At 69.0% G+C, this 12,453-nt stretch carries 8 protein-coding genes; 5 read left to right on the forward strand and 3 right to left on the reverse strand.

The genetic code is table 11. The features are described from left to right. Positions 1-221 precede the first annotated feature (221 nt). The 4 genes from ACFY3U_RS14145 to ACFY3U_RS14160 are packed head-to-tail and all read left to right on the forward strand — an operon-like array spanning position 222 to position 9,253. On the forward strand, positions 222-1,769 hold the full coding sequence (locus tag ACFY3U_RS14145; RefSeq protein WP_387200316.1) for a DUF2397 family protein: 1,548 nt from the start codon (positions 222-224) through the stop codon (positions 1,767-1,769). Beyond that, positions 1,766-3,049, forward strand: a complete 1,284-nt coding sequence (locus ACFY3U_RS14150) for a DUF2398 family protein (RefSeq protein ID WP_387200318.1) — start codon at positions 1,766-1,768, stop codon at positions 3,047-3,049. The genes ACFY3U_RS14145 and ACFY3U_RS14150 overlap by 4 nt, the downstream gene beginning before the upstream one ends. Then, complete coding sequence (locus ACFY3U_RS14155) at positions 3,046-8,049, forward strand: SbcC/MukB-like Walker B domain-containing protein (RefSeq protein WP_387200321.1); 5,004 nt, start codon at positions 3,046-3,048, stop codon at positions 8,047-8,049. The genes ACFY3U_RS14150 and ACFY3U_RS14155 overlap by 4 nt, the downstream gene beginning before the upstream one ends. Next, complete coding sequence (locus ACFY3U_RS14160; RefSeq protein WP_387200324.1) at positions 8,039-9,253, forward strand: TIGR02679 domain-containing protein; 1,215 nt, start codon at positions 8,039-8,041, stop codon at positions 9,251-9,253. The genes ACFY3U_RS14155 and ACFY3U_RS14160 overlap by 11 nt, the downstream gene beginning before the upstream one ends. Positions 9,254-9,336: 83 nt before the next feature. Here the strand turns inward: ACFY3U_RS14160 and ACFY3U_RS14165 are convergent, their stop codons facing one another. Continuing rightward, positions 9,337-9,798, reverse strand: coding sequence for a hypothetical protein (locus tag ACFY3U_RS14165; RefSeq protein ID WP_387200327.1), 462 nt, complete (start codon positions 9,796-9,798; stop codon positions 9,337-9,339). Between the two features lie 144 nt (positions 9,799-9,942). On the opposite strand from ACFY3U_RS14165, the gene ACFY3U_RS14170 reads away from it, so the two are divergent. After that, positions 9,943-10,794: a hypothetical protein gene (locus tag ACFY3U_RS14170; protein WP_387200330.1), complete on the forward strand. Its 852-nt coding sequence runs from the start codon at positions 9,943-9,945 to the stop codon at positions 10,792-10,794. Here ACFY3U_RS14170 and ACFY3U_RS14175 read toward each other — a convergent pair. Both ACFY3U_RS14175 and ACFY3U_RS14180 read right to left on the reverse strand, forming a co-directional pair. Beyond that, complete coding sequence (locus tag ACFY3U_RS14175) at positions 10,791-11,870, reverse strand: tyrosine-type recombinase/integrase (RefSeq protein WP_387200333.1); 1,080 nt, start codon at positions 11,868-11,870, stop codon at positions 10,791-10,793. The two genes, ACFY3U_RS14170 and ACFY3U_RS14175, sit on opposite strands and share 4 nt — an antisense overlap. After that, positions 11,867-12,442, reverse strand: coding sequence for a hypothetical protein (locus ACFY3U_RS14180; RefSeq protein ID WP_387200336.1), 576 nt, complete (start codon positions 12,440-12,442; stop codon positions 11,867-11,869). Before ACFY3U_RS14180 ends, ACFY3U_RS14175 begins: the two co-directional genes overlap by 4 nt. Positions 12,443-12,453: the final 11 nt, after the last annotated feature.

The following is a 12,453-nucleotide window of genomic DNA, read 5'->3' on the forward strand; positions in this document are numbered from 1 at the left end:
GTTGACCCAACCTGTCGGAAGTTGGTTCGGGTGACGTTCGATGAGGACGGCCCAGTAGTCGTAGTCCGGCTGTCGATTCCTGTGCCCAGGGCTACGCTTCGGCCCCTGAAGACCGTAATCTTACGGCGTCGGTCACTGGTGCGTCTCGGAGAGTAGCGAGGAAGTGTTGGTGAGTGCCGCGACGAGGGCGCGGTAGGTAACGGTCGTCTGGGAGGAACTGCGTGCCAAACCCGCCACGGCTGTGGTGGCAGGACATCGATCCGGTCGTGTGGCGGTGCTTCGGCCAACCCGAGGACCTGGCGCGCGAGCGCAACACGGCAGTGTTGGCAGCCCTGGAGGAGTTGGCGACACGCGCCCCGATGTCGACGCCGGCCGACATCGCCGCGCAGATGCGCGACGTCGGCTTCCGCGACCAGGTGACCGAATTCGAGCTGCGTACGGTGCTCGACTACCTGACGAGCGCGCATCTCGTCGAGCCATTCCGGGACTATGCGGCGCTCAATGCGGGTTTGGATGCGGTGGTCCGCCGGCAGGAGGCGTGGGCGCTGACCAAGATCGGCCGGGCCGTGGTGGCCGCGGTGCGCACGGCTGTCGTCGACTCGCGGCGGGCGCTGCAACTGCCGAGCCGTCTTCTCGACAGCGTCGAACGCACGGTCCGTGATCTGATCGAGCATCTCTCTTCCGACGCTGGGCTGCTGCCAACCGACCTGGATGACGTCCGGACGAGGCTGGACGAGATGCAGCGTGTCACCGCCGACTTCTACGCTGCGCTGGCGCAGATGGTGCAGTCCGACGTCACCGATGATTTGCTGTTCGGGGAGAACCGTGATCGTGTCATCGAGGCCCTGCGGCAGTTCCCGCGCGAGTATGGGCGAGCGCTGCGCCGGGTCGAGGCGGCCCTGACCGACTTGGAGTCGGCCGGGCACCGGCCGCTGGTCGAGACCGCCGCCATGCACGCGGGCCTGCTCGACGCTCGCGATCAGCAGGACTGGATCGACGAGCGGGTGCGTCGGCTGTCCGACCTTGCCGCCTGGTTCGCCCCTTCGGGTTCGGTGCAGCGGCTGATCTCCTCGGCGGCCGGCGCCGTGCACACCCTCCTGGTGGCCATCGATCGACGCTACACAGCCCTGCGGCGTGGCTCGGATCTGGCCGCCGACTTCCGGGAACTCGCCTACAGCTTGTACGCCCAGCCGGACGACGAGGCTGCCCGCCGGGTGTACGCGGCCGCGTTCGGCCAATGGCCTGCCGTGCACGCGGTCGTCGGGACGGCCGAAGAAGACGTCGCCTACGCCACCCCGGCAGCCGGCGGGATCAGCCGGCACCAGGTGGATGTGATCCTGCGCGAGCACGAACGCGTCGGTCGCTCCAGCGGCCGTCCCCGCAAGGTCCCGGACGCCGGTGCTGCCCGGGCTGCCGCTCTGGAGAAGGCCGCCGCCACTGCGGCGAACCGGCGGCGCTTCAGCGCGTTGCTGGCCACCGACGGCGAAGTGCCGCTGAGCTATTTCACCGGTCTGGAGACACCGGCGTTGGTGATCCTGCTCGGCGCGATCGAAGCTGCGCGCAACACGATCGATGCCGCCACCGGATACGGCGAGGTCCATGCCGAGGGTGCCAGCGTGGTCGTCCGGGTCCGGTTGGGCCGCCCCGAGACCCACCTGCCGGTCCGGCTTGCCGAAGGGACCCTGGTGGCGCCGGAACTCTTGATCACCGTGACCCCGACCGAAGCCGCCCAGGATCCGCAGGTCGTGATGACGAAGGGCGCCGCATGACCCAGCGGCTTCTCGACCCGGATCTCGCCGACGCGGCACGCCACCTGATCCTCACCTGCCGGATCTCTTCGGCCGAAGATCCGGTTCGCTACCGGGCGGTGCTGCGCGGCCGGCGGGAGATCACCGACTTCTTCCGTACGGAATTAGGGTGGACCCTGCACATTCACGACGTTGGTGGGATGGTGCGCCTGCATAAGCGCCGTGACGATGTTCCCGGGGATCGCGGACCGCGGCTGCAGCGGCGAAGCGGACGAGGCGAGTTGGCTCCCGCTCAGGTGCTGGTGCTGGCCGCGCTGGTCTGTGAACAGTTGTGGCGGCGTCCGCGGATCAGCCTGCGCGAGCTGTTGCAGTCAGTGGCTCAGGTGTGCGCCGCCGAGACGGCCACGGGTCGGCTACCGGCTTTCCAGATCGTGGCAGCGGACGGGATCAGCAAGCGTGAAGCACAGGCCGCACGGGCGAACATCGTAGATGCGATCAAGCTGCTGCAGATCGACGGGGAGATCAGCGTTGACGCGGACCTGGACCGGGCGGTGCAAGACGAGAACGCGGAGGTGTTCATCACCGCTGACCGCGACAGCCTCGCCAACAAGTTCGCCTCGTTGTCGCCGACGCTGTTGTCGTTGAGCAGCCGAGCCCCCAGCCAGCACGTCGCCACGCTGACAGCGGCTTCGCTTCCGGACGCCGAGCCGGACGCCATCGCGCAACGGCAGGCCAGCGTGGAGGGGCGCCGGCTGACCGCGCTACGGCGGGTGGCGGACGACCCCGCCGCTGACCCGCAGGACGACCCGAACCCGGTCGGCTACCTCGCCACCTCGACCGGCCGGGAACGCGCGTTGAACATCGCCGCCGCGCTGGGGCTTGTCGCCAGCGTGCGCCGCGACTGGTGGGAGATCACCGACCCGACGGGAACCGCCTCTGACTTCGACTTCCCGCAGGGTCGCAAGACAGAGCGGCAGGGTGCGCTAGCCCTGCTGTCACACCTGCCGCACCACGGCGCGTCCGAGGTAACCGCCGGTGAGGTCACGACATTGTTCGAAGAGATCCGTCGAGACATGCCGCGGTGGGCGGCCGGCTATGCCGAACGACTGCCCGTCCTGGCCCGGGCCGCTGCCGGGGAACTGGTCACCGCCGGCCTGCTCCGGGTCACCGGCGACGAAGACCGGTGGCAGATCACACCGGGCGTGCACCTGTGGCGCGTGCGGGCACGGCATGGCCAGCCCGCTCGCCCGGGCCGGCACCGCACAGAAGCCGACTCGGACACGAGGGAGGAGCCAGCGTGACTCTCATCGCGCACCCGGGCCGACAGCCAACCGGAAGCCACGACACCGCCGGCCCGGTGTCGGATTGGAACGACGGACCGATCGCTGCCGACAGGTGGCAGCCGACCCGGGCCGGTGCGGTGAACTCGTGGGCGTGGACCGACGAGACGCTCATGTTCGCCAACGGCTGGCTGGCGCTGGCCGGGCCGAACGGATCCGGCAAGTCCTTGACCGCCTCGATGCTGGTCACCGTACTGCTCGACGGCGAGGTGTCGCAGAAGGCGCTGTCGGTGTCTGGTGAGGCCGTCGGCACGCTGATCGACCGGCACACCGACCGCAACGCCAAGGAGGACCGCACCGGAGCGTGGTGGCTGGAGTACGGCTACCGCGACAGCGGCACCGGTGACGTTCGCTACCTGACGACCGGGTTGTGGCTGCGCTCGCAGAGCAGCGGCTTGCAGAAGGCGTTTTTCATCACGCCGGGCCGCGTCGGCACCGACCTCTTCCTCGCCCGACAGCGAGACCCGGTACCGATCGAAGGGCTCGCCGAGCAGGTTGCCGCCGCGAACGGCCGACTGTTCACCTCCCACGACCGTCTCACCATGAAGGTCCGGGACTATGTGAACCTTGCCGAGGAGAACCAGTACCGCGACGCGATCCGCACGACGTTGTTCGCGCCGTTGGACTCGGTGCAGTTCGACGCTCTCGTCGGAGTGTTGCGCAGCCTGCGCAGCGTCCGCACCGCAGAGGCGATCTCCCCGAATCAGATGCGCGCGGTGCTGACCGAGGCGCTTCCGGCGCTAGATCCTCGCGCGTTGCAGTTCATCGCCGACACCATGGAACGCATCGCCGATCTTGAAGCGCAACTGAAGCAAGCCCGCGCCGAGATTCGACAGCTGGAACAATCGGAGCAGCAATACCAGCGTTACATCGACGCCATCATCGCCGAGGAAGCCGCCCGACTGGCGAATGCCCAGACGGTCTTCGACGACCACGCCCGTGAAGCGCGCACCGCCGAGCAGCAGCTGGCGGACGCGCAGGCACACGCTGCGCGGGTGCAGGCCCGGCGCGAAGAACTGCGCGGCGAGATCGCCGGTGTCCGCGGCCGGCTCCAAGCCGCCGAGGATGCGCTGCGAGACCATGCCGGCGCCGAGCTTCCACATCTCGAAGAACGCCTCACTGATCTACGCAAGCAGCAATCCGAGCTGGAAGCAGCCGGCCTGGACCTGCAGGAAGAGTCGCAACACGCCGCCCAGCAGGCAATGGAGTCCGCGGATCAGTGCCGCAACAGTCAGCGCCATCTGACCGGGATCGGCTCGCGGCTACGCGCGACAGCCGCCGACGTCGGGGCGCACGCATTCGTCGATCGTCTCGCCGAGGTCACCGAACACCTCACGGCAGCCAACAGCCTCAACCAGGACCCACCCAAGATTGACCTCGCCCAGATCGCCGAAACACCCCGCGGCTGGATCGAGACGCGCACGACAACCCTCAACGGCATCGACACGATGCTGCACGAACACGACATGGCAGAGATCGAACAACGCACCGAGGCCGGGTATCTCCGCACCGCCGAGGAGACCCGGGACCGTGCCGCCGACCGCGCCGGGGATGCCCGCGCCGAACGCCGTGCCGCCGAGCAGGCCCTACTCGACGAATTGGACCGGTGGGACAGCCGACGGGCCCAGCTTCCGTCCGTACCGGCGGACCTGACGACTGATGCCGAGGACCGAATCGACCCCGACCGGCTGGTTGCCTGGCTGCACGAGGCCGGGACCGCCACCCGGGAACGCATCGCCCTGGCAGCCCGGGAACAGGACGTCGTGCACAGCACCCGCCTCGTGCACGTCGCCGAGGGTGCGGCACACCGGGCCGCGCAAGCTCGGGATAGGGCCGAACAAGTCGCCGATCAGGCCCACCGTGACCTGGAGGACGCGCAGGCGCAGGCCGACCTCGACCGTACGGCCTTCGACGAACAAGCACACCAAGCTCGAGCCGTCCATGACGCCGCCGTGGACGCCGCCCACGCCATCACCGCCACAGCTGAGCGAGCTCTGGCGGACGGCCGCGTGGACGCCACCCTGGCAGCAACCGAGTGGAGCCGCCAGGTGGCCGAGTGGCGCGCCGGGCTCGTCCACCTCGACGGCCGCACGGTGAACCTGCCCGACGATCCGGATGTCATCGACCTGCGGCAGCCGTTCCTCGATCTGGAACGGGCCCACTCGGCGGCCGTCAGCGGTCTGCAACGCGCGATCGCCGAGGCAGGGCGTGCCGTCGATGAGGCGAGGCAACGAGTCAGCGGGATCGAGGACGAGCTCGATCAGGCCCGGCGACAGCTGCCGGTGCCGCCAGCGCCACCGTGGCGGTCGCCGCGCGATCCGGGCCGTGGCGTGCCGTTGTGGGCCGCCGTTGCTTTCGCCGAGCACGTCAGCGCCGAACAGGCCGACCGTATCGAAGGTGCCCTGCTGACCGCGGGGCTGCTCGATGCGCTGATCGCCGGAGACCGCCTGGTCGGCGACGGTGACCTGGTGCTCGCTGGCGACCGTCCCGTGGTCGGGCAGAGTCTCGCCGACATTCTCGTTGCGGAGAACGGCTCGGGCGCCGACCCGCGGCACGTCGAATGGCTGCTGCAGGCCGTCGCCATCGACCTGGCCGGCAGCGACCTCAGCATCGGGCACCTGCGCACCGGCAACGTGATCGCGTCGGCTCCACCCAATTACCGAGCCACGTTCATCGGCCGAACCGCCCGCGAACGCGCCCGGCTCGCGCTCGTCGCCGACCTCGAACAGCGACTGGCCACCGCGCGCCGAGATCTCGATGCTGAGAAGCAACGCGTTGAACACCTTGAAGCCGCTGTCCGCGCGTCCCGCCGGGAGCGGGATGACTTCCCGCCCGCCGAGGTGGTTGCCACGGCACGCGAGCAGGTCAACCAACTGCGGCTCGGCGTCGCGAAAGCTCAGCAGCACACCACGCAGGCACTGGCCACCGCCGCAGCGCAGCTCACCGGCCTGCTCGCCGAGTTCAACGATGCCCGCACCGCCATAGACCGGACAGTGGAGACTGCCCGCCGGCGACGCGAAGAGGCGGCCGGCGCACTAGGACGATCCCGGCAATCCGAGTCCGACGCCAGTGACGCCCTGACCACCGCGCGGGAGGAGCTGGCGGAAGCCACCGAGCGGCGCAACGAGGCCCGAACGGCTCAGCAACTGTGCGCCGCCGAGGAACAGCGATTCCCCGACCTGGAGCACCTGCGCCGCACCACCCGTGATGAGGACGCCGCCGAACGGGACCAGGCCGCCGCCCGCGCCTCGGTCGACGAGCACCGCCACAGGCACCAGCAAGCCAGCGACCGCGTTCGCACGGCGCTGCGCGCACTGCATACCGCCGCGACGCTGCCCGACGGCGCCATCCTGCCAACCGACCGACAAGTGCTACGACGACACCGGGACCTGGTCGCTACCCTGCTACAGCAGATCGAAGCCTGGCAGAGCGCCGGGCAGCGAACCCTCGACTTGCTCGCAACGGCCCAGCGCGAGCAGCGGACCGCGGACCGGGTCGCCGGCCGGTTCCAGAAGGCAGTTGTCGCCGCGGACCAGATCCGGCTCACCGCCGAGGAACTGGACGCCCGAATGGAGCAGACCCGAGCGCTGTACGGGGCGGAATACGCCGAGCTACGCCAGACGAAAGACCGGCTCGCCGACGAACTGACCGACAAACTGGCCGAGGTCGAGCGAGGCGAGGCCGAGTTCCGCACGCACGACAATGCTGCGGTCGCCGCCACCACCACGCTCGACAAGATCGCGCCGCGTCGTCGAGAGGCCGACCAGCACCGCACCGACTGCTTCGATCGAATGTGCCTGCTGATCACCCACGGCTTCGCCGAAGTGCCGGAAACCTTGCCGCGTGACAGCGACAACCGGCCTGCCAACCTGACCGCCGCGCTCACCTGGTCGCGTCAGCTACTCGCCGGCAAACCCACCACCAGCGCCCGGCTGGACACCCTGAGGATCGCCCGGGAACGCGTGCAAAAGCAGCTCGAGAGCACGATGCGGTCCGTCAACCAGGCCCTCGCAGAGTTCGATCAGCAGCTCGACAGCACCACCCTCGAGGGCACCGAGTGGCGACGCATCACGCTCGCCGCACCCAACGCCGCCGTCGGCGAGGATCTGCGGCAAGCCGCCGAGACACTCCGCGCCACAGCCGAGGGCCTCGAACGAGATCTGCGCCAGGACGTCAAAGCGACTCTCAAGACGTCGATGTTCACCCAGCTGCGGCGTGACATCCAGACCCGCCGCGAAGCGGCAAGGGAACTTGTCCGACAGATCCGGGCCACCCTCGAGAACGTCCGGACCGGCGTGGCCCGCGTCGGCGTGCAGGTCGACTGGAAGGTCCGCGACGACGGCAACTCCCAGCAAATGGTCGCCCTACTCAAAGCGCCACCGTCCGACGAGGTCTTCGACCAGATGTACGAGATCCTGCGGGAACGGATGGAGGACGCCGGCGAGGAAACCTGGGCCGACCGGGTCGCCCACACCTTCGACTACCGCTCCTGGCACCAGTGGGAGATCAGCGTTACCCACAGCAGCTTCGGCGCCGACCAGTTCAAGCCGGTGAACACCCGATCCAACCCGCTCAAAGGCCTGTCCACCGGCGAATCCCGACTCGCCACGATGCTCCCGCTGCTGGCCGCCGCCTGGTCGATGTACTCCGGCGACACCTACCAGGGGCCTCGCCTGCTGTCCATCGACGAGATCGACGCCGCCTTCGACGACCGCAACCTGCGCCAGATACTCACCCTGCTGCGAACCTGGGATTTCGACGTCCTCGCGACCACACCCACGATCGCCCCGCTGATCAAACGCGAAGCTCAGCACGTCGTCGTCCACGAAGTCATCACCGACGGCCGGCACCGCGTGACCGTCCCGTGGCTGTGGAAGGGCAGCGGGGAACCGACACCCCTACCCCTCGCCGCACCTACCGCAGACACGCCCCCCGGCCGGACACTGAACCATGCCGGCTGACCTCACCTACCTGGCAGAAGACGTCGACCTGCATCCTCTGTGGCGCGCCGTCCACGGACGTCTCTGCGCCGGCACCCGCCCCGAGACGATCAACACGGTTCGAGTCCTGGCACTGAGCACAGCCGGTATCGCGCAACTGCGGACCTGGCTCGACACCTCCACACGCCGGCGCCGCGGCACATCCGCCGTCACCGTGTCCGGCGATACCGCCACGGTCCCGCTGCGAGAACTCCTCGCCGTGCTCCACATCGATCGAGAAACGCTCATCGCACTGGTCGAGAAAGCGGTGGGAGAACCGGTCATCGACCGTAGCGCCGCCACGCTGGCCGCGGCGGACCGTCGTGCGCAGCTGTGGCAGTACGCGACCGAAGAGCTTCCTGACCTACCGCAGCTCGTCGCCCGAATGCGGGTAACCGGCGTCGGCGAGGACGACACCGCGATCCGGCACAGCATCGCTGCGCTCGCCGCAGCCCTGCGACGCATTCCAGCCCGGCCACCGGTACCGCTGGCGAAGCTCGCCCACGACATCACCGGCGACCCGCACTACTTCGACCTGACCACCCTCAACGGCATCCGCCTCGTGGCCGCAATCGCCGAACGCGTCGGCCAGACCGAGCCAAACCGTCCGGATCTTGTACGCGCGCTGCTGGCCACCGTCGGTGTCATCGCCGACCGGCTCTCGGCGACCGTCCTGCTCTTCAACGTCGAGGCTGTCGGCGACGGACCGATCGACCGGCGACTGCGCGATTCACCGGCCCCGATGGCGCTCACCCTGCTCGACCTCGTACACCATCCGCCCATTCTCGCGCCGCAAACCCTGACGGTCGTTGAGAACCCGTCGGTCGTGGAGATCGCCTTCATTGCCGGGGTGCGGCAACCAATCGCCTGCACCAGCGGCCAGTTGCGTGCGATCGATCATGTGCTATTTCAACTCGCTGTCGCGCACGGCGTGCGCCTGCGCTATGCAGGCGACATCGACGCCGCGGGCAGACAGATCGCAGCGGTCGTCGCATCGACGTATGGGGCCGAACTGGTCGCGATGGACGACGACACCGCCTCCGAAGCTCGACATCACCCGCCGGCCATACCCCGGCCCAGGCCGCGCGACGGTGAACAGTCCCACGCGCTCACTGCCGCAACGGCCGCCGTCTACCAGGAACACGACATCCTTCTCGCGCGAATCCTCGGTGCTCACCGGCTCTGAACCCGCATGGCCCGGCGTCCCGGGTCGGCAATGATCGTGCCGCCCTCGCTGTCTCTTGCAGGGCAGCTCAGATGGAGCCACGCCTACCCGCCAGATTCCGCCGCCACAAGGTCAGCGCCGGGCCCGCCGCAGCAGCCGATGTGAGCGACCCACGCGAAAATCGTCGGCGTCCGCTCCTGGTAAGCGGCGTTGTAGCGGTGACGACCTTCGAGAAGGTGGTAAGCGCCTGCATATCGAGGGTCACTGAACTGCTCGAATCGAGGCCCGCCGGGTACATGAACCAGAACGATCGCCGGCAGCCAAACCCTAGCCCGGATCGCACGGCGGAGGTCTTCAATCTTGGCGATCCCTCCGGTGTCGTCGGGGTCATCGTGGAGCTGCCATTTCTCGACCTCGGCAACGGGGACGTGCTCCTTGTGGAAGCAGCGCAGTTCGTCGCTGGCATCAAAGATCCCGGCGAGGTTCTCCACCGTCGAGTCGTGATGGTGGTCAGGCACCTCAGCGTTCAACGCCTCCAAGCTCCACCACGCCGCGTTCGTTCCCATGCTGGCACAGAGTACGGGCAGCAACGAGACGGGACTCGCGACGCGGCAACAAGGCACCGTGCGGTGATCGTTCTTCCTGGCGCAGCGTGTACAGCGTCCTAGGAGGATGGCCCCGCCGCCTACGGCCTGGCATTCTCGGCGTTCATGGAGAAGGCCGCTGGCCGTAGCGACGACGACGCGATGACACCGCAGCGCGAGGACGAGCTCCTGCGCGGCATGCTCGCCCATCAGGTGGGGATCGAGCCCGATCGTGCGGCAGCGGTTCTCGATCTCGCGGCGGTCGGTGTAGTCAACAACGCGTGGCGCAATGGCCCTGTTGAGGACTGGCATGCCGGGGATGGCCCGCTCAACGACGGTGACATGCTCCGTATCAACGCGCATACGAGTTGGCGGATTCGACAGATCATTCGGCGCTGGCGTTATGAGGTGGGTCTACCGGCAGACGCCGACGCCGGCCAGCTCGACGACGTCAGCGTGGACGATTGGGACTGGCTGGCCGTGCGGTTCTGGCGCTGGTTGGTCAATCCTCAGCGTCTACTGCCGGGTGGCTTCCGGCTCATCGAGTTCGCCGGTGACGATCTGGCGGACTATAACGAGCAAGTTGCGGGCACGTTGGGTGCCTGGGCGACCACAGCGGAGAAGCGCGGTGGGCGGTACGCGGCTTGGCGCGCCGCAACCCACGGGGGGCTGGCGTGCCGCCATTGGTGGGGCACGCCGAGTTGGCCCGACCTTGTCCACGCCTTCGTTACGGTCCTAGACGAGCCGTCTCATCGGCACTGGGGTCCTGACGGCCAGTGGCGTCGCGGGCTGCGGCAGGAACCTGTGCAGGTGCAAGACCGCAGCGGGTTACGGAAACTCCTACTGCGCTCGCCGTGGCTTTTGGACCAGCCAGCTGCCCAGTGGGTCGTCGCTGCGGGGATCGGCCACCTGCTGCCTCCCATGGCACCGTTGCACGCCAGTACCGACGTCGGGGGCGGCGCTTCACGACCCGGCTAGCGGTGGGTTCCACTGCGGTATGCGGCCGCCCCAGCCTCCGCGTCATGGGCGGGGAACCGCTGCTCGCTCTCGGCTACGGCCAGCGGGTGTGGCTGACCGGTGAGGGCCACGAGTGCGGTGGCGACCGCGGGCAGGTCCGCCTTGATGTAAGTGGTGGTGGCCGGTCCACGGCAGTCGGTGTGTCCGGCGTAAGCGCGGGCCACGGCGTAGCCGAAGTGCCGCTCGACCCAGGTGAGGGTGGTGTGGCGCAGCCAGTGGGTGGAGATGCCGTGCACGGCGACCCACGGTAGCTGCCGGCCAATACGGGCCCAGAGCAGGTCGTAGCGACGGTATGTGGCGGGTCGGCCGTTGCGGTAGCGCAGCAGCGCATCGGTCGGTGCGACGGCGCCGCGGGCTCGGGCGTGGTCGTTCAGCCGGCCGGCGAGCATGGGGGTGATGGGCTGCCAGCGTTGCGTGCCGCCCTTCTCGGACAGACGGATCAGCGCGTGGTCGGTGTCCAGGTCGATCAAACGCAGCGCGAGGGCGCCGGCGCGTCGGCAGGCCGTTTCAGTGTGCAGGCGCAGCAGCAGCGCGTCGAGCACGATGTCGTTGCCGCCGCTGCGGGCGGCGGTGTTGATGTCGGACACCTCGTCGGGGGTAAGAGCACGGCGGGTGTTGGGCAGCCGGCGGGGTTTGCGGATCCGGTGGGCGGGGCTGTCCACGGCGGTGAGGTGGCCGTCGGCGACGGCGCGGTTGTAGAAGGCACGGGCTGCGGCGACGAGATGCTCGCCGGCGTGCCGGCCGTTGCGGGAGTTGCGCCGAGGGCGGGCGCCGGCGGCGGCCTGTCGCATGAGGGCTTCGAGGTGACTGGCGCGCACCGCGTCGATACGCACGTCGCCGAGGGCGGCGACCATACGTCTCCAGGAGCTGCCGTAGGTGCGTCGGGCGCCCTGGCTCGCCGCGGCGACAACAGCAGGAAGGTACTCGGCGACCGTCGGCACGGCAGGCGCGCTACTGCCGGTGAGGTCGGCGGCGGTGAGGCCAAGGTGCGCAAGGAGGGCTCGGGCGGTGGCGACACGATCGGGATCCGTGGTCATGAGGGCTCTCCGAGGATGCGGATGTGCAGGTCGGCCAGGACCGCGGTGATGGTGTGTGAGGGGTGCACGAGGATGCGGCTCTGGCGGGGCAGGGCGGCCAGGAGGACAGGCTCGCCGGTGGCGATGCCGCACAAGTGTCGGGCGGCCGCCGGTAGGGGCAGTTCCTCGCGGGTGCCCACGGCGTGCGCGCCGTCGACGGCCGGGGTGATCAGGATTGCGCCGGTCACGACGTTGACGTGCAGCGTCAGGCCTGGCGTCCAGCCCAAGGCCCGCAGCAGCCCACGAGCGGTGACCCGGCCGGCGGCGTCGGGCCGGCCCACGTCGAACAGCACACCATCGTCACTACGGGCCGCAGGCGCGGGCAATGTCGGCAGCGGCGCCGGCTCCGGCGATGCGACCGGCAGCGGGGTGGGTACGAGCGCCTCGACGAGCTGCTCATCGGACTGGCGGGGACGCGAGCGGCAAAGACTCACCGAGGCCACCACCAGTACGGACGCAACGGTGTCAGCGCAGGCGGAAGCCACTCCCGACGCCTGGATGCACAGATGAAACGTAGCGTTTCGCGTCTCCACGCGAGGGGAGT

It is taken from the genome of Micromonospora sp. NPDC000089, from assembly GCF_042899365.1.
Taxonomy (GTDB): domain Bacteria; phylum Actinomycetota; class Actinomycetes; order Mycobacteriales; family Micromonosporaceae; genus Micromonospora.

What these genes read in the sequence shown, in the direction of transcription:
- ACFY3U_RS14165 (WP_387200327.1), bottom strand. Translation starts at nt 9,798, where the DNA reads ATGGGAACGAACGCGGCGTGGTGGAGCTTGGAGGCGTTGAACGCTGAG.
- ACFY3U_RS14170 (WP_387200330.1), top strand. Translation starts at nt 9,943, where the DNA reads ATGGAGAAGGCCGCTGGCCGTAGCGACGACGACGCGATGACACCGCAG.
- ACFY3U_RS14175 (WP_387200333.1), bottom strand. Translation starts at nt 11,870, where the DNA reads ATGACCACGGATCCCGATCGTGTCGCCACCGCCCGAGCCCTCCTTGCG.
- ACFY3U_RS14150 (WP_387200318.1), top strand. Translation starts at nt 1,766, where the DNA reads ATGACCCAGCGGCTTCTCGACCCGGATCTCGCCGACGCGGCACGCCAC.
- ACFY3U_RS14160 (WP_387200324.1), top strand. Translation starts at nt 8,039, where the DNA reads ATGCCGGCTGACCTCACCTACCTGGCAGAAGACGTCGACCTGCATCCT.